We start from the raw sequence: 16795 nt of genomic DNA on the forward strand, positions 1-16795 counted from the left end.
CGACTTCACCCCTTCGAGCAGGCGCTCGGAGTGAAGCGGGGGAGCGGAAGGGGGCGCGTTCGGGCCGAGTTCTGTTCCGCTGATCACCGCGCGCCTACCGTCGGTCGGGACGGGGTGGGGCGGGAGGTTGCGGGCATGGTGGATCCGCCGCTGGTACGGATCTGTGATCTGGCCGGGCGGCCGCGCGGGGCCGGGTTCGCGGCGGACGACCGAGGCACCGTCGTCACCAGTCATGAGGCGGTGGACGGGCTCGGCCGGGTGGTGCTGCACGCGCCGGACGGCTCGGGCACGTGTGTCGTGGGGCCCGAGTCGGTCGTGGAACTGCCGGAGGCCGATCTCGCGCTCGTACGGACCGAGGGGCTCGGGGTGGCGCCGGTGCCGGTGGCGGCGTCCGGGACGCCGGCGGCGGGGGCGTACGTCAGGATCCCTGCGAGCGGCTGGCGCGAGGCCCGGGTACTCGGGCACGCGGAGGTGACCTACGCGGCGAGCGGCCGCCGCCATGTCCTCGACGGCGCCCTTGAACTGGCGGTCGGCACGGCGGGCGCCGACGCGCTGCTGCGGGGCGGGGGCGCCGCCGGCGGGCCCGTCGTCGATGCCCGGACCGGGGCGGTCGTCGCCGTGCTCGGGACGGCGCTCGACGCCGGGCACTCGGTGGCCGGGTGCGCCGTGCCGCTGCGCGCCGCGGCCGCCGCCGATCCGTACGGCCCGCTCGCCGACCTGCTCGCGCGCAACGAGGCGACGGTGCCCGCCTATGGCCCCGACCTCAATCTGGCGGGCGTGCTCCAGGTGGCCGCCGTCTCCGTGGGCAGCGACGGGCCGGGCTCGGGCGCCGGCCCCGAGCCGGTCGAACGGCCTGATGTGGCACGGGAGTTGACGGAGTTCGGGCGCGGGGAAGCCTCCGTCGTCGCCCTCGTGGGGGAGCCGGGGAGCGGACGGACCACGGAGCTGGCCGCCTTCGCCGCGCGGCGGACCGACGCGCCCACGCTGTGGCTGCGCGGCGCCGATCTGCGCGGGGACGACGCGTCGGTCGCGGACGCGGTGGAGCGCGCCCTGGAGCGGGCCGGGCGGATCGTGGCCGCGTCCCGGGAGGACGGCGCCCCGGGTGGCCTTTCGCCGGAGCGGGTCGCCACGGCGGCCCGGGCCGCGGGGCGGCCCCTCGTGCTGCTGCTCGACGGGCCCGAGGAGATGCCGCCCGTGCTCGCCCATCGGCTCGCCGCCTGGTCGCGCGGGACCGAGCGGTGGCTCAGCCGGTGCGGGGTGCGGCTCGTGGTGGCGTGCCGCGGGGAGTACTGGGAGCAGGCGGGGACGCTGTTCTCCGCCGAGGCGCTGTACGGGTGCGTGCGGCTGGGGGATCTGACGGGGGAGGGGGCGCGGCTCGCCCGGGAGCGGTTCGGGATTCCCGCGGGCGCGCTGGCGGACCGTGACGCCGGGCATCCGCTCGCGCTGCGGCTGCTCGGGGAGGTGCGGGCCGCCGTGCCGGCGGGCGGGCCGGACGGCTGCCCCGACCGCGACGAGGTCTTCGCGGCCCATCTGGACCTGATGTGCCTGCGGGTGGCGGTGCGGCTCGCGGCGCCCGCCGGAGTGCGGGGGAGCGGGGTGCGGCGGCTGGCGGCGCGGGTGTCGGGGCGGCTGCACGAAGCGGCGCGGCGCAGTCTGGGGCCGGGGCAGGGGGGCCTGGACCGGGAGACGTTCGAGGAGCTGTTCCCGTGGGGCGTGCTGCACGGCGTCTCGGGGTGGGCGTCCGCCGTGCTGGCGGAGGGGCTGCTGGTGCCCGCAGGGGCCGGTTACCGGTTCGCCCACGAGGAGGTCGCCGACTGGATCCAGGGCATGCATCTGGATCTGGACGCGGCCCTCGCGGCGCTGGTGTTCCGGCGGCGGGGCGGCGACGGGGGTGTGCCGGTGCCGAGGCATCGGGCGGGGCCGGTGGTGCGGGCGCTGTTGCTGGTGGGGCGGGAGCGGGGTTCGGGTGAACTGGACCTTCGGCTTGAGGAGTTGGCCGGTCGGGTTGCCTCGGGTGAGTGTGCCGAGGCGTCCTGGTGGGCGGCGCATCTGTTGCGTGGGGTGCTGTTGCGGGTTCCCGATGCGGGCGTCCATCTTTCTGTGCTGGAGGAGTTGGCGGAGCGTGGGGTGTTCGGGCCGGGGTTCTGGCGGGCGCTGCCCGTCGCCGACGAGGTGCGGTTCGAGCTGGTGCGGCGGCTTGTCGTGCGTGATCCGGAGCCCGGGGCGGGGGAGCGGCATCTGGACGCCGTCGCCGAGCAGCTCGTCGCCGAACCGGCACGGGTGCAGCGGAAGTTGATCCGTTGGTTCGATGACGAGCGGGTGCTGCCGGCCATGCCGGATGCCACCGTCGGGACCGCCGCGCAGGCTCTGCTGCACACGCATCGGCATCGGGACGTCGACGATCTCATCGAGGCTCTGGTGGATTGCGGGCATGCGCGTGCCGTTGAACTGCTCGGCACGCTTGCCGATGAGGAGCCGTCGGCCGTGTGCCGGGCCGTTGAGCGGTGGGCGCGCGATGAGCGGGGCGATCGTCGTGGGGCGGCGGTTTCCTTTGGGCTGCGGGTCGCGGGGCGGGTGACTCTTGAGGTGGACCTGGGGCTGTTGCGGCGTGCTGCGCTTGCGCTGCTGGCTCGGCCTGGGGACGGTGCGTTGCACGGCGGGGCGCTTGCGTTGCTTTTGCGGGAGCCGGGGTGCTGCGGTGGCTCTTCGGGCGCGGCCCGCTGGGGCTTCTCGCGCAGTTCCCCGCGCCCCTGATCGGGTTGTCGGCCGGGTGCGCCACCGTCGTGGCCGGTCGCGCAGTTCCCCGCGCCCCTGAAAGCGAGCTTCGCTCGCTCCTGGGTCGGTTCTTCGTCCGCGGGCCGGTGGCCGCTTCTCGCGCAGTTCCCCGCGCCCCTGAAGGCGTGCGCTGCGCGCAGCCTTCCCCTGAGGCTGCGCTCCGCGCGCCTCCGGGGGGAGTGGTGGCGCGCCTCTCCGATGAGGGCGGCGGTGGTGCGCTTCTCTGATGAGATGGCGCACGAAGTGCGCATCTCAGGGGCGCGGGGAACTGCGCGACCAGCCACGACGGTGGTGCACCCGATGGATGGGGGATGCGGGAGTCAGGGCTGGAGGTTGCGGTGGTGGCCCACCGGGGACGTCAGGAGGTAGAGCGCGGGGACGAGGGACGCCGCGCAGATCGTCCAGAGGGCCGCGTGCGTGCCCGCGTACGTGGCCAGCACCCCGGCGCACAGCGCGCCCAGCGGCAACGCGCCCCACGACACGAAGCGGACCGTCGCCATCACCCGGGACAGCAGCTCGGGCGGTGACTGGGTCTGGCGGTAGGTGCGGGTGGTGATGGAGCCGATGACGCTGCCGAAGGCGAACCCGGCGTTGCCGAGGGCGAACCAGTAGGCATCCCCGGCGGACGTGGTGAGAGGGGCCAGGAGCAGCAGCGCGCCACCCGCGAGGTCGGCCACGATGATCCCGCGTGCGGTGCCGAGGCGCCGGGTGACCCGGACCGCGACGGTGGCCCCGACGAGCGCGCCGACCCCGTCCATGGCGAGGACGAGCCCCAGCTGTACGGAGTTCAGGCCGGCCTCGCGGACCAGGTAGAGCGGGGTGAGGGCGACCAGGGCCGCGTTCAGGAAGTTGGCGGCGGTCGCCCAGACGGTGCAGGGCAGCATGACCGGGTGCCGGGTCACGTACCGCCAGCCCTCGCGCATCAGCCGCAGCGCGCTCTGCCCCGTGGCCGGGGCGGGACGGCGTTCGGGCAGGGTGCGCAGCAGTACGGCCGAGGCGAGATAGCTGGCCGCGTCCACGACCAGCGCGCCGACCGGCCCGGTCGCGCTCACCAGGACCCCGCCGAGCGACGGCCCGCCGGTCTCGGTGACGGCGTGCGTCCCGGACACCACGCTGTTGCGGGCGGCGAGCTGCCGGGCCGGTACGACGGCCGGCAGGAACGTCGAGTTGCCGATGTCGAAGAGGACCGTGGCCGCGCCCGTGACCAGCGCGGCGAGCAGCAGATGCGGGTACGTCAGCGCGCCGAGCCACCACGCGAGCGGCAGCGAGCCGAGCGCGGCGAACCGGACGAGGTCGAGCCCGACCTGGAGCCGGCGCAGCGGCACCCGTTGCGCGACGACCCCGGCCGGGAGGCTGAGCAGCAGCCAGGAGATCTGCCCGGCGGCGGCGAGCAGCGCGGACTCGAAGGCGGTGGCGTCCAGCACGGTCAGGGCGATCAGCGGCAGGGCGAGCGCGGTCACGGCGGTGCCCGCGTTGCTGATCGTGGCGGCCGTCCAGTACCGCCAGAAGACGCCCGGGGGCGCGCTGTCCTCCCGTACGGACGTGTCGTTCTTGTCGGGCTCCGCCGCTGTTCGCGATACGGCCACAGGTGGTCTCCCCCACTGGGTTCCTTTTCGGAACTCACTCGTTCCAAGTGAGTTCCTATCGGGAACTGACCCGATGGCGCAAGATGGTTCTCCAGAAGAAGGCGGTGCGGGAGGAAGGCGGGGCAGTCATGGTCAGGTCGGTGCCGGAGCGGGACGCGGCCTGTGCGATCGCGCAGGCCGCGGCCGTGGTCGGCGACTGGTGGAGCCTGCTCCTGATCCGCGAGACGGCCCGCGGCCACCACCGCTTCGACGCGCTCCAGGAAGAGCTGGGCATCTCCCGCAAGGTGCTCACCGAGCGCCTCGGGCACCTGGTGGACGCCGAGATCCTGGAGAAGGTGCCGTACCAGAGCAACCCCGTGCGCCACGAGTACCGGCTCACCCCGAGCGGCCGCGGGCTGCTGCCCGTCCTGCTGTCCATGCAGGACTGGGCGGACCGCTGGGTCTTCGGCGACGGCTCGCTCAGCGGCACCGCCGACGAGGAGAGCGAGCAGGCGCGGCGGACGGCGGGCCTCGGCGGCGAGCGCCTGCCGCGCCTCGAACTGCCGCGCCACCGGGACGGCGCGCCCCTCGACCCGGTCGCCGACGCCCCGGCCACCGTCCTGTTCTGCTACCCGGCGACCGGCCGCCCGAGCCCGCTGCCGGAGGGCTGGGGCGACATCCCCGGCACCGTCGGCTGCACGCTGGAGAACCGGCTGTTCCGGGACGCGTACGACGACTTCCGGGCGGCGGGCGCCGAGGTGCGCGGCGTCAGCACCCAGCGCCCGGACGAACAGCGCGTGTTCGCCGTCGAGGAGGGCATCCCCTTCGACCTGCTCTCGGACGTCGACCTGCGCCTGGCCGCCGCCCTGCGGCTGCCCGTGTTCCGCGCCGGTCAGGCGCTGCGCCTGAAGCGGGCCGTCCTCGTCGTGGACCGGGACCGGACGGTGCGGCACGTGCGCTTCCCCGTGACGGACATCCCGGAGGCGGTGGCCGAGGCGCTGGCCGTGGTGCGCGCACTGACCGGGTGACCTGCACCGGGTGGGCCGGGGAGAGGCGCGGACCCTCGGCATGGCACTCTTAGACCTGCGTATTCGGTAATCAGTGATGGGTTGCGGAGATACGCGGACACAGAGATGAACCGTCGTACACAGGTTTGCGAGGAGCAATCACCGTGCAGCGCTGGCGTGGCTTGGAGGACATCCCCCAGGACTGGGGGCGCAGCGTCGTCACCATCGGCTCCTACGACGGCGTGCACCGCGGACACCAGCTGATCGTCGGCCGCGCCGTGGAGCGCGCCCGTGAGCTGGGCGTCCCCGCGGTCGTCGTCACCTTCGACCCGCACCCCAGCGAGGTCGTGCGGCCCGGCTCGCACCCGCCGCTGCTCGCGCCCCACCACCGGCGCGCCGAACTGATGGCCGCCCTCGGCGTCGACGCGGTGCTGATCCTGCCGTTCACCACCGAGTTCTCGAAGCTGTCCCCGGCCGACTTCGTGGCCAAGGTGCTCGTCGACAAGCTGCACGCGCGCCTGGTCGTGGAGGGCCCCAACTTCCGGTTCGGGCACAAGGCGGCGGGCAATGTGGAGTTCCTCGCCGAGCAGGGCGCCACGTACGACTTCGAGGTCGAGGTCATCGACCTGAAGGTCAGCGGGAACGCCGGGGGCGGCGCCCCCTTCTCCTCCACGCTGACCCGCACCCTCGTCGCCGAGGGCGATGTGGAGGGCGCCGCCGAGATCCTCGGACGGCCGCACCGCGTCGAGGGCGTCGTCGTGCGCGGCGCGCAGCGCGGCCGTGAGCTGGGCTTCCCGACCGCCAACGTCGAGACGCTGCCGCACACCGCGATCCCCGCCGACGGCGTCTACGCGGGCTGGCTGCACGTGAACGGCGAGGCGATGCCCGCCGCGATCTCCGTCGGCACGAACCCGCAGTTCGACGGCACCGAGCGGACCGTCGAGGCCTACGCCATCGACCGGGTCGGGCTCGACCTGTACGGGCTGCACGTCGCCGTGGACTTCCTCGCCTTCGTGCGCGGGATGTCGAAGTTCGACTCGCTGGAGCAGCTGGTCGAGGCCATCGCGAACGACGTGAAGCGGTCCCGGGAACTCATCGAGGCGTGCGAGGCGTGACCCCCGGCCGGGAGTGACGCAGGTCACTTCCGGCCCTGTCACATCTCCGTGAGCGGCTCCGTCATAGGTGTGTCAGCACGTACGACGCACTGAGGAGCCCACCATGGAACCCCGCCTCAACCTCTTCGCCAACCCGGCCCTCGGCAAGGCGCTCAAGCACATCGTCGCCGCGGCCAAGGCCGTCGAGAACGCCGGAGTGCCCGCCGCCACGCACCAGCTCATGCTGATCCGGGCCAGCCAGATCAACGGCTGCGCCGGCTGCCTCGACATGCACACCAAGGACGCCGCCGCGGCCGGTGAGACCTCGGTCCGGATCAACCTCGTCGCGGGCTGGCGCGAGGCCAAGGTCTTCACCGAGGCCGAGAAGGCCGCCCTCGCCCTGACCGAGGCCGGCACCCGGATCGCCGACGGCACGGGCGTCTCGGACGAGGTGTGGGCCGCCGCGGCCAAGCACTACGACGAGAGCCAGCTCGGCGCGCTCGTCGCGACGATCGCCATCATCAACAGCTTCAACAGGATCAACGTGATGACCCAGCAGCCCGCCGGCGACTACGAGCCCGGCATGTACAGCTGAGACATCCGCCGACGGGCCCGGCTCCACCGAACCGGGCCCGACCGTGGTTACTCCGCCGCCACCTTGGCCGCCGCCCAGTGGCACGCCACCTGCGACGCGCCGCCGCCGGACAGCACCGGCAGATCCTCGGTGCGGCACTTGTCCGCGACACCGGCCCGCTCGGCCTCGCCGCCCGCCAGGATCTGGCAGCGCGCGTGGAAGCGGCAGCCGCCCGGGATCCGCGACGGATCCGGCGCCTCGCCCGTCAGCACCACCGGCTCGCCCGGCGCCTCCGGAAGCACCGACAACAGCGCCTGGGTGTACGGGTGCTGAGGTGACGTCAGCACATCCTCGACGCGGCCCGTCTCGACGATCCGGCCGAGATACATCACCGCGACCCGGTCCGCGATGTTCCAGGCAAGACCCAGGTCGTGCGTGACGACCAGCGCCGAAAGCCCCAGCTCCTCACGGAGCTTGAGGATCAGGGCGAGGATCTCGCCGCGCACCGACGCGTCCAGCGACGCCACCGGCTCGTCCGCGACGATGAGTTCGGGCTCCAGGACCAGCGCGCCCGCGATCACCACACGCTGACGCTGACCGCCCGACAGCTCGTGCGGATAGCGCAGGAAGAACCGCTCCGGCGGACGCAGACCCGCCCGCGACAGGGCGTCGGTCACCGCCGCGCGCTCGTCGCCCGCGTGCCCGTGGATGCGCAGCCCCTCGGCCACGGCCTCGTACACCGTGTGCCGCGGGTTGAGCGAGCCGCTGGGGTCCTGGAGGACAAGCTGGACCCGCTTGCGGTACGCCTTCAGCGCGCGCGACGCGTAGTCCAGCGGCCTGCCCGCGAACGTGACCTGCCCCGCCGTCGGCTTCTCCAGGCCGAGGAGGGTGCGCGCCAGGCTCGTCTTGCCGCAGCCGGACTCGCCGACCAGGGCGACGATCTCGCCCGGCGCGATGTCCAGGTCGACGCCGTCCACGGCCCGCGCCGCGGGGGCGCCGCGCCGGCCGGGGAACGTCACCCGGAGCTGCTCGGCACTCAACAGAGACTCGGTCATACGGTCTTGCTCCCTGCTTCGACGCCCTGTGCGGACGAGTCGCCCGATCCCACGTGCACGCATGCCGCGCGCCGCCCCGGGCCCGCCTCCCGCAGCACCTGGTCCTCGCTCGCGCACCCGTCGAGCGCGACCGGGCAGCGCGGGTGGAACGTGCAGCCGGACGGCAGCGCCGCCGGGTCCGGCGGATCGCCGGGCAGCCCGCGCGGGGCGAACCGCGACGCCGGGTCGCCGATCGTCGGGAACGCCGCCGACAGCGCCCTGCCGTAGGGGTGCACCGCGTTCTCGTAGACCTCGCCGGCCGGACCCTCCTCGACGACGCGGCCCGCGTACATCACGGCGAGCCGGTCGCAGGTGTCGGAGAGGACCGCCAGGTCGTGGCTGATCATGACGAGGCCGAGGTCCTGCTCCGCCACCAACTGCTCGATCAGGCGCAGGATCTGGGCCTGGATCATCACGTCGAGCGCGGTCGTCGGCTCGTCCGCGATGATCAGTTCCGGGTCGCAGGCGAGCGCCATCGCGATCATCACGCGCTGGCGCTGACCGCCGGACAGCTCGTGCGGATACGCCGCCGCGCGCGCCGCGGGCAGTCCCACGTGCTCCAGGAGTTCGGCGACCTTCTTCCTCGCCTCGTCCGGCGTCGTCCTCCGGTGCAGCAGGATGGGCTCGGCGATCTGGTCGCCGATGCGGTGCACGGCGTTCAGGGAGTGCATCGCGCCCTGAAAGACGATCGACGCGCCGGCCCAGCGGACCGCGCGCAGCCGGCCCCACTTCATGGCGAGGACGTCCTCGCCGTTCAGCAGGATCTCGCCGGTGACCTTCGCGCTCGCGGGCAGCAGCCGCAGCAGGGCCAGCGCCAGCGTCGACTTGCCGCAGCCGGACTCACCGGCGATGCCCAGCTTCTGGCCCGCCTCCAGGGAGAGGTTCACCCCGCGGACGGCCTGGCTCCCGCCCGCGTACGTCACGTGGAGGTCGCGTACTTCGAGCAGCGTCATGAGCGCACCCCCAGCTTCGGGTTGAGGACGGATTCGACCGCGCGGCCGCACAGGGTGAAGGAGAGCGCCACGATGGCGATGGCGATGCCGGGCGGTGCCAGGTACCACCAGTCGCCCGCGCTGACCGCGCCCGCCTCGCGGGCGTCCTGGAGCATGCCGCCCCAGGAGGTGATCGTCGGATCGGACAGGCCGAGGAAGGCGAGCGTCGCCTCGGTCAGGATCGCCGAGGAGATGATCATCGTGGTCTGGGCGAGGACCAGCGGCATCACGTTCGGCAGCACGTGCCGCAGCATGATGTGACCGTGGCCGCCGCCCAGCGCGCGGGCCCGCTCGATGTACGGGCGCGACTCGACCGCGAGGGTCTGGGCGCGCACCAGGCGGGCCGTGGTCGGCCAGGTCGTCACGCCGATCGCGATGATGACGGTCCACATGGACCGGTCCATCACCGTCGCCAGCGCGATCGCGAGGACCAGCGTCGGCATCACCAGGAACCAGTCGGTGACCCGCATCAGGACCGTGGAGTACCAGCCGTGGAAGTGCCCGGCGACGATCCCGACGACCGTGCCGATCGCCACGCACAGGAACGCGGCGAGCAGCCCCACGGTGAGCGACACGCGCGCCCCGTACACGAGCAGCGCGAGCACGCTGCGCCCGAACTGGTCGGTGCCGAGCGGGAACTCACCGCTCGGCCCGGCCAGCGGAGCGCCGTCGGCATCGGTCACGGACTGCGAGTCCGCGCCGACCAGGAGCGGCGCGAAGATCGCGATGAGCGCGATCAGGATGAGCAGGCCCAGGCCCCACAGCCCGCTCCGGTGAGAGCGGTACGAGGTCCAGAAGCGGGCCAGCGACTGGCGCTTGCGGGCGCGGGCCAGCGCGCGCGGATCGGCGGCTGGGCCGGTGGAGGCGGTCTGCGTGGTCATCGGCCCACCCTCGGGTCGAGCAGCGGATAGAGAATGTCGGCGAGGGTGTTCGCCAGGATCACGGCGGTCGCGAAGACGAAGAACAGGCCCTGCACGAGCGGCAGATCGGGCACGGACAGGGCCGAGTAGAAGAGCCCGCCGAGGCCCGGCCAGGAGAACACCGTCTCGACCAGGATCTGTCCGGCGACCACATGCCCGAGGTTCACGAACATCAGCGTGAACGTGGGCAGCATGGCGTTCGGCACCGCGTGCCTGCGGCGCACCGCGTCGTCCCGGAGTCCCTTGGCGCGCGCGGTCGTCAGATAGTCGCTGCCCATCTCGTCGAGCAGCGAGGAGCGCATGACGAGCAGCGTCTGCGCGTAACCGACCGCGACCAGCGTGATCACCGGCAGGACGAGGTGATGGGCGACGTCGATGATGTACGCGAAGCCGGTCTCGCCGCCCGATTCGAGGCCGCCGGTGGGGAACATGCCGGGGATCGGGCCGATGCCGACGGCGAAGACGATGATGAGGAGCAGGCCCAGCCAGAACGACGGGACCGAGTACAGGGTCAGGGCGAACGCGGTGTTGAAGCGGTCGCTGCGCGATCCGTTGCGCCACGCCGTGCGGGTGCCCAGCCAGATGCCGAGCGCCGAGTAAAGGACGTACGCCGTGCCGGTCAGCAGCAGCGTCGCCGGCAGCGCGTCCATGATCTTGTCGATGACGGGTGTGTGGTACTGGAACGAGATCCCGAAGTCGCCGGTCAGCGCGTCCCCGACGTAGCTCGTGAACTGCTTCCACATCGGCTGGTCGAGGCCGTACTGGTGGCGCAGGTTGGCGAGTTGCTCGGTGGAGACCTTGCGGCCGCCGGTCATCTGCTTGACCGGGTCGCTCGGGATGAGGCGGAAGAGGAAGAAGCTGGTGACGAGGACGGCGAAGAGGGAGACCACGGCCCCCGCGATCTTCGCCCCCGCGTACTTCAGGTATTCCGTGGTGGTGCGGGCCCGGGGGCCGCGGGCGGCCGACAGCGGCCCGGCCGGGGTGGCCGGGTCGTCGTCGGGACCGTCCGCGGGCTGCACGAGCGCCGGAGTGCTGTCAGCTGTCATGGTTCACGTGTTCTCTGCTGGTCATGCGAACTCTCGTTGCTCGTGCGGGTGTTGAGGTCCGAACCTGCGCCGGTTACTCGCGCTCGTCGGCCGTCGTGCGGCGGCGCCTGGTGAAGAGGATCCCGCCGCCGATGACCACCAGGGCGGCGACCACGATGCCGATCACCACTCCGGTCGTGCTGGACGAGTCCGAACTCCCGCTGTCGGAGGAGGACACCGGCTCGGCCGACCACCAGCTCCAGTAGCCGTCCTGGCCGTAGATGTTGCCCGCGGCGGTCGGCATGGTCTCGATGGACTTGATCTGGTCGGTGCGGTAGGCCTCGACGGCGTTCGGATACGCCATGACGTTCATGTACCCCGAGTCGTACAGCCACGACTCCATCTGCTTGACGTAGTCCGCGCGCTTGGCCGGGTCGTACTCGGCGAGCTGCTTGCCGTACAGGTCGTCGAACTTCTTGTCGCAGATGAAGTTGTCGGTCGCCGCGCTCTCCTTCGCCTTCGCGGGCAGGGCCGCGCAGGTGTGGATGCCGAGCACGAAGTCCGGGTCGGGGTTGACCGACCAGCCGTCGAACGCGAGGTCGTACTCACCGGCGTACCAGGGGACGGAGACGTCGTCGAGGCAGTCGACCTTCAGGCCGATGCCGATCTTGCCCCACCACTCCTTGAGGTACTTGCCGACCGCCTTGTCGTTCGGGTCGGTGGCGTGGCACAGGATGCGCAGGTTCAGCGCCTTGCCGTCCTTGCCGACGCGCTTGCCGTCCTTCAGCTTGTAGCCGGCCTCGTCGAGGAGCTTGCCCGCCGCGTCGGGGTCGTAGGCCAGCTTCTGGCTGTCCTCGGGCGTCCAGAAGTAGTCCTTGAAGCGCGGCGGGATGTACCCCTCGCCCTGCACGGCGTGGCCCCGGAAGACCTTGTCGACGATGGTCTTGGTGTCGACCGAGCGGAACAGCGCCTGGCGGACCTTCTGGTCGAGCAGCGCCTTGTTGCCGTCGCCGAACTTCTTGCCGTCCTTGGTGCGGGCGCCGGGGTTGGTGGCGATCGCGTAGAAGCGGCGGCCGGGACCCTCGTTGACCTTGATGTTCTTCTCGCCCTTGAGCGAGGCGGCCTGGGCCGGGGTCAGGGCGGGCGAACCGGCGACGAAGGAGACCTCGCCCTTGCGCAGGGCGGCGACCGCGGCGTCCTGGTCCTTGTACGTCTTGAAGACGATCTCGTCGAACTGCGTCTTCTTCGACTTGCGCCAGAAGTCGGGGTTCCGCTTCAGCTTCACGTACTGGTCGGTCTTGTAGTCCGTGAGGATGAACGGCCCGTTGCCCACGATCGGGAACTTCTGGTCGTTGTTGAACTTCGAGTAGTCCTTGACGTCCTTCCACACGTGCTCGGGCACGATCGGGACGTCGAGCGAGGTCATCGTCGCCTGCGGCTTCTTCAGCTTGATGACGAGCTCGGTGTCGCTGGGCGCGGTGACCTTCTCGAAGTTGCCGACGAACGAACCATTGGCGGTGGCCGCCGCGTCGTCCGTCATCATCTTGTTGAACGTGAAGGCCGCGTCGTGCGCGGTGGCCTTCTCACCGTCCGACCACTTGGAGTCGGAGCGGATGGTGTACGTCCAGGTGAGCTTGTCGGACGACGGCTCCCACTTGGTCGCGAAACCCGGGACTACGTGGTTGTCCTTCGGGTCGTAGTTGGTGGGGTAGTCGTACATCAGGCGCAGGATGCTGGTGCTGACCAGCCGGGTCGCCAGGAACGGGCTCAGCGAGTCGACGCTCTGCGCGAGCGCGACGGTGAGGACCTTCTTGCCGCCGTCGTCGGCCGCCTTCGCCTCGTGGGGCGCGGGGTTGAGCGGCGTGGCGAGGGCCGCGGTCAGGCTGAAGGCCGCGGCGCCGGCCGCGAGGAGAACCCGCATGCCGCGGTGGTTCGTTCTGTCGTGCTGATCGTGCGTATCTCGCTGAGCTTTCGTGGCCATGGGGCGGACACCTCGCGTCGTGAATCTCACAGCAGGCTGAATGAAGTGAGTGTCTATCAGCGGCTCTTGACGTGCGTCAACGGCAGGTGAACCCCATGTGGCCTGCGGAAATAACGAGTTGACCTGCATTTCACGCACATTGGTCAAGACCTCTGATGCTTTGCAGGCCAGCGGGTGGCGACGTAGCGGACGTATGTGCGTGATGTACGTGAAAGGCCCGCACCGGTAACGGTGCGGGCCTTTCACCGAGTTGGCGAAATCGTTGCTACTGGTGGGGCGGGGGTGGCTGCGGGGACCACTGGACGGGGGGTGCGGGGGGCTGGCCCTGCTGGGGGTGGGGCTGAGGATGCGGCTGTTGGGGCTGCGGATGGGGTTGGGCCTGTGGTGGCTGCTGGGCCCAGGGGTTGGCCTGCTGCTGGCCCCGCGCGAAGCCCTCGGCGACCAGCGCCGAGAGTTCGAAGTACGCCTCCCGCACCTTGGGCCGCATCATGTCGAGGTCGACCTCGGCGCCGGCCGCCAGGTGCTCGTCGAACGGGATCACGACGACACCGCGGCAGCGCGTCTCGAAGTGGCCGACGATGTCCTCCACCTTGATCATCTTGCCGGTCTCGCGCACTCCGGAGATGACGGTGAGGGAGCGCGCCACCAGTTCCGAATAGCCGTGCGCCGACAGCCAGTCGAGGGTGGTGCTGGCGCTTGAGGCGCCGTCGACCGACGGGGTCGAGATGATGATCAACTGGTCGGCGAGGTCGAGCACTCCGCGCATCGCGGAGTAGAGCAGGCCGGTGCCGGAGTCGGTCAGGATGATCGGGTACTGCTTGCCGAGCACGTCGATGGCGCGGCGGTAGTCCTCGTCCTGGAACGTCGTCGAGACGGCCGGGTCCACGTCGTTGGCGATGATCTCCAGGCCGGAGGGCGCCTGCGAGGTGAACTGCCGGATGTCCATGTACGAGTGGAGATTCGGGATCGCCTGCACCAGGTCGCGGATGGTCGCCCCGGTCTCCCGGCGCACACGGCGGCCGAGCGTGCCGGCGTCCGGGTTGGCGTCGATCGCGAGGATCTTGTCCTGCCGCTCGGCCGCGAGGGTCGAGCCCAGCGCCGTGGTCGTCGTCGTCTTGCCGACGCCGCCCTTGAGGCTGATCACGGCGATCCGGTAGCAGGACATGACCGGCGTACGGATCAGCTGGAGCTTGCGCTGCCGCTCGGCCTCCTCCTTCTTCGCCCCGATCTTGAAACGGCTGCCGGACGCGCTGGGCGCCTTGCTCTTGGCCTTCTGCCGCTTGTTGTTGAGCAGCCGGTCGGCCGACAGCTCGACGGCGGCCGTGTAGCCGAGCGGGGCACCGCCGACGCTCGTGGGCTGCCGCTGATCGTGCTGCACCGGCTGCGGCCAGGCGGCGCCGGTGCGGGGGTCTACGGCGGGGTGGGGCGGTTGTGTGCCGGGTGCGCCCGGTGTGCTTTGTACGGGCGGGCCGGGGTTGGCGTGCGGCGGGGTCGGCGGCGGGCCGGTCTGTGGGGGGAAGGGCTGGTTCGGAGCGGGTTGCGGGGGAGGGAAGCCGTAGCCCGGCTGGGGATGGGGGTGCGGCTGGGCCGGGGGCTGGGGGAAGCCGTAGCTCGGTTGGGGCTGACCGGGTTGGGGGAAGCCGTAGCCGCTCTGCGGGGTAGGGGGGGTGGGGTCGGGCTGGGCCGGGGGCTGCGGCGGGCCGTAACCGGCTTGCGGGGCAGGGGGGTTGGGGTCGGGCTGGGCCGGGGGCTGCGGCGGGCCGTAACCGGCCTGTGGTGCGGGGGAGTCGGGCGCGGGCTGAGCGGGCGGGGGCGGGCCGTATCCGCCCTGCGCCGCGGCAGGGGGTGGCGTCGGCTGAGGGTGTTCCGGCTGGGCCGGGGGTTGCGGCTGAGGTTGGCCGGGCTGTGGGAAGCCGTAACCGGTCTGCGGGGCAGGGGTGTTGGGGTCGGGCTGGGTCGGGGGCTGCGGCGGGCCGTATCCGCCCTGCGCCGCGGCAGGGGGTGGCGTCGGCTGAGGCTGTTCCGGCTGGGCTGGGGCTGGCGGGAAGCCGGAGCCGTCCTGGGGCTGCGAGGCCGCCGCCGGGGGCTGCACGGGCCAGGCGGCCGGGGCGGGTGTGGGGTCGGTCCACTGCGGCGCCGGATTCGGCGCGGCCGGCTGGAACGTGGGCGGCAGCGGCGGAACCGCGCTGTCCGGCGCGGGCGGGGGAGTCCAGCCCGTGGGCGCGCTCGGTGCGGCCTCGGGCACCGGGGCGGGAGTGGGAGCGGAATCGTCGGTGGCAGCAGCACCGCTGGCGGCCGCCGCGGTGCCGCCGCTGCGGTCGAACTCCACGTGCACCCGGTGGGCGTCCACCCAGGAAAGCTCGGCCTGCGGGGCGGACGGCTCCGCGGTCGCCGGTTCCGGGGGCGCCGCAGACTCTTCAGGCTCCCGCTTCAACGGCCCGGAGAACCGCATGGTCGCACCGCTCTCCAGATCCCCGTCCCCGGCATCCGGCGTGGGCGTGGGCTCCGGCGCGGGTGGCGGCGGAGGCGGCGGCGGGGCAACGGTGGACGGAGCCGCGGGCGGTGCCGACGAAGGCGGTGCGGGCGGTGCGGGGGCCTCCGGCGCGTTCTGCGTGTACCAGGGCGGTGGCGCGTAGTCGATGGTGAACTCGCCGGTCCGCTCGACACTGGACTGCGCGTCGGACTGATCGTCGACGGGTGAGTCCGAGCCCCCGTGGAGACCGTCCCGATCGCTGTTCACAATGCCTCCTGGTGTGGTCGAGCACCCGCGTCCCGTGCTGGGGTGACCGGTTTGCGTGGTCTGGTCATCACTTCCGGGGACCGTCCCCCCGGCCCCTGGCGTACGCCTCACCCGCACACGGGTGTACGTGACACGTCCAGACCCAGCCTAATCACGAAAACCAGCAGCACGGCAGGCCCGCCCACTCCTCTCCGCTGTCCGCTGCGTCACGTGGCCTCGCAACGACGCGGCTGGAAGCGGTTCTTGGTGCGGGTGCTTCCCGAGGACACCTCTGTGGTCGCTGGGACGCCGTCGACCGAAATCTCCGGACCGTGCGATCTATGCCTGCGGCGGCGCGGCGACTTCCCCCGGCGCCTGGGCGCCCCCGACGGCAGTGAGAAATGGCGTGGCGCTGTACGTCATCGCCCATGTGCGAGTCTCCAGCCGTCGCCGACGAGAGTCTCCACGGCATGCCTCACGGCGGGGTACTCAGAACCTCCGGGACACCAGGGCGTCCAGTACGCCGAGACCTTCAGCTCGAGTTCCCCCCTACTCCTGAGAGATCCGGCATTCAAGGGGAGCCTCCATCATGGCCGGCGAGCTGGGCCCGGCGGCCCACTTCCCGTCGTCGAGCTGCCCGAGGGCAACGATTCGAGGGGAAGTGGCACCTCGGGCGACGCGCGAGGGCCGTGGCTCCCGCCGTATCGGCGGGAGCCACGGCCCTCGATGGGCTTTCCCTGCGGGAGCTGCCTACGCGTCGAGCCCGCCGTTGTGCGGCGCCGGCTCCAGGTCGAACTCACCGTCGCGCGCACCCAGCACGAACGCAGTCCACTCCGCCTCGGTGTACCGCAGCACGGTCTCGGGCTCCAGCGACGAACGCATCGCCACCGCGCCGTCCGGCAGATACGCGATCTCGACGCGCTCCTCGTGCTGCTCGGTACCGGGCGCGCTGTGCCACTCGACGCCGGAGATGTCGAGCGCGTAGAGCTCGTTCTTCTCGCGCTCCTTGCGGGCCTTCATCTCCTCCGGCGTCTCTTTCGGCGCCTCGC

Annotated in this window: 11 protein-coding genes and 1 pseudogene; 4 read left to right on the plus strand and 8 right to left on the minus strand. The window is 72.0% G+C overall.

Annotation, left to right across the window (positions count from 1 at the left end; all coding sequences use genetic code 11):
- Positions 1-135: 135 nt before the first annotated feature.
- Positions 136-2688: pseudogene (locus K377_RS33225) on the plus strand (serine protease); the annotation flags it as partial.
- A gap of 407 nt (positions 2689-3095) precedes the next feature.
- Here K377_RS33225 and K377_RS33230 read toward each other — a convergent pair.
- On the minus strand, positions 3096-4361 hold the full coding sequence (locus K377_RS33230; protein ID WP_258395210.1) for an MFS transporter: 1266 nt from the start codon (positions 4359-4361) through the stop codon (positions 3096-3098).
- A 128-nt stretch (positions 4362-4489) separates the two neighbouring features.
- Here K377_RS33230 and K377_RS33235 point away from each other — a divergent pair, with 128 nt between their 5' ends.
- The 3 genes from K377_RS33235 to K377_RS33245 all read left to right on the plus strand — a co-directional run bounded on the left by K377_RS33235 (position 4490) and on the right by K377_RS33245 (position 7036).
- Complete coding sequence (locus K377_RS33235; protein WP_111667325.1) at positions 4490-5368, plus strand: winged helix-turn-helix transcriptional regulator; 879 nt, start codon at positions 4490-4492, stop codon at positions 5366-5368.
- Positions 5369-5511: 143 nt separating this feature from the next.
- Entirely contained in the window at positions 5512-6462 is a 951-nt protein-coding gene (locus K377_RS33240; protein ID WP_111667326.1) for a bifunctional riboflavin kinase/FAD synthetase, read from the plus strand.
- Positions 6463-6565: 103 nt separating this feature from the next.
- Entirely contained in the window at positions 6566-7036 is a 471-nt protein-coding gene (locus K377_RS33245; RefSeq protein WP_111667327.1) for a carboxymuconolactone decarboxylase family protein, read from the plus strand.
- Between the two features lie 47 nt (positions 7037-7083).
- Here K377_RS33245 and K377_RS33250 read toward each other — a convergent pair whose 3' ends face one another.
- The 7 genes from K377_RS33250 to K377_RS33280 all read right to left on the minus strand — a co-directional run bounded on the left by K377_RS33250 (position 7084) and on the right by K377_RS33280 (position 16766).
- Positions 7084-8070 carry an ABC transporter ATP-binding protein gene (locus tag K377_RS33250; RefSeq protein ID WP_111667328.1) on the minus strand — a complete coding sequence of 329 codons (987 nt, stop codon included), beginning with the start codon at positions 8068-8070 and terminating at the stop codon, positions 7084-7086.
- Positions 8067-9062 (minus strand): ABC transporter ATP-binding protein, encoded by a 996-nt coding sequence (locus K377_RS33255; RefSeq protein WP_111667329.1) that lies wholly within the window; start codon positions 9060-9062, stop codon positions 8067-8069. The genes K377_RS33250 and K377_RS33255 overlap by 4 nt, the downstream gene beginning before the upstream one ends.
- Complete coding sequence (locus K377_RS33260; RefSeq protein ID WP_111667330.1) at positions 9059-9982, minus strand: ABC transporter permease; 924 nt, start codon at positions 9980-9982, stop codon at positions 9059-9061. The genes K377_RS33255 and K377_RS33260 overlap by 4 nt, the downstream gene beginning before the upstream one ends.
- Complete coding sequence (locus tag K377_RS33265; RefSeq protein WP_111667331.1) at positions 9979-11067, minus strand: ABC transporter permease; 1089 nt, start codon at positions 11065-11067, stop codon at positions 9979-9981. Before K377_RS33265 ends, K377_RS33260 begins: the two co-directional genes overlap by 4 nt.
- Positions 11068-11140: 73 nt before the next feature.
- Positions 11141-12967 carry an ABC transporter substrate-binding protein gene (locus K377_RS33270; RefSeq protein WP_111667332.1) on the minus strand — a complete coding sequence of 609 codons (1827 nt, stop codon included), beginning with the start codon at positions 12965-12967 and terminating at the stop codon, positions 11141-11143.
- 325 nt (positions 12968-13292) lie between these two features.
- Entirely contained in the window at positions 13293-15767 is a 2475-nt protein-coding gene (locus K377_RS33275; RefSeq protein ID WP_111667333.1) for an SCO5717 family growth-regulating ATPase, read from the minus strand.
- Positions 15768-16496: 729 nt separating this feature from the next.
- The gene (locus K377_RS33280; RefSeq protein WP_111667334.1) at positions 16497-16766 is read right to left on the minus strand and encodes a DUF397 domain-containing protein; all 270 of its coding nucleotides are present in this window, start codon (positions 16764-16766) and stop codon (positions 16497-16499) included.
- Positions 16767-16795: the final 29 nt, after the last annotated feature.

It is taken from the genome of Streptomyces sp. PsTaAH-137 (assembly GCF_003259365.1).
Taxonomy (GTDB): domain Bacteria; phylum Actinomycetota; class Actinomycetes; order Streptomycetales; family Streptomycetaceae; genus Streptomyces.

Coding starts and splice junctions, on each gene's coding strand:
- K377_RS33245 (WP_111667327.1), top strand. CDS start 6,566: ATGGAACCCCGCCTCAACCTCTTCGCCAACCCGGCCCTCGGCAAGGCG.
- K377_RS33260 (WP_111667330.1), bottom strand. CDS start 9,982: ATGACCACGCAGACCGCCTCCACCGGCCCAGCCGCCGATCCGCGCGCG.
- K377_RS33235 (WP_111667325.1), top strand. CDS start 4,490: ATGGTCAGGTCGGTGCCGGAGCGGGACGCGGCCTGTGCGATCGCGCAG.
- K377_RS33250 (WP_111667328.1), bottom strand. CDS start 8,070: ATGACCGAGTCTCTGTTGAGTGCCGAGCAGCTCCGGGTGACGTTCCCC.
- K377_RS33280 (WP_111667334.1), bottom strand. CDS start 16,766: ATGAAGGCCCGCAAGGAGCGCGAGAAGAACGAGCTCTACGCGCTCGAC.
- K377_RS33255 (WP_111667329.1), bottom strand. CDS start 9,062: ATGACGCTGCTCGAAGTACGCGACCTCCACGTGACGTACGCGGGCGGG.
- K377_RS33270 (WP_111667332.1), bottom strand. CDS start 12,967: ATGCGGGTTCTCCTCGCGGCCGGCGCCGCGGCCTTCAGCCTGACCGCG.
- K377_RS33265 (WP_111667331.1), bottom strand. CDS start 11,067: ATGACAGCTGACAGCACTCCGGCGCTCGTGCAGCCCGCGGACGGTCCC.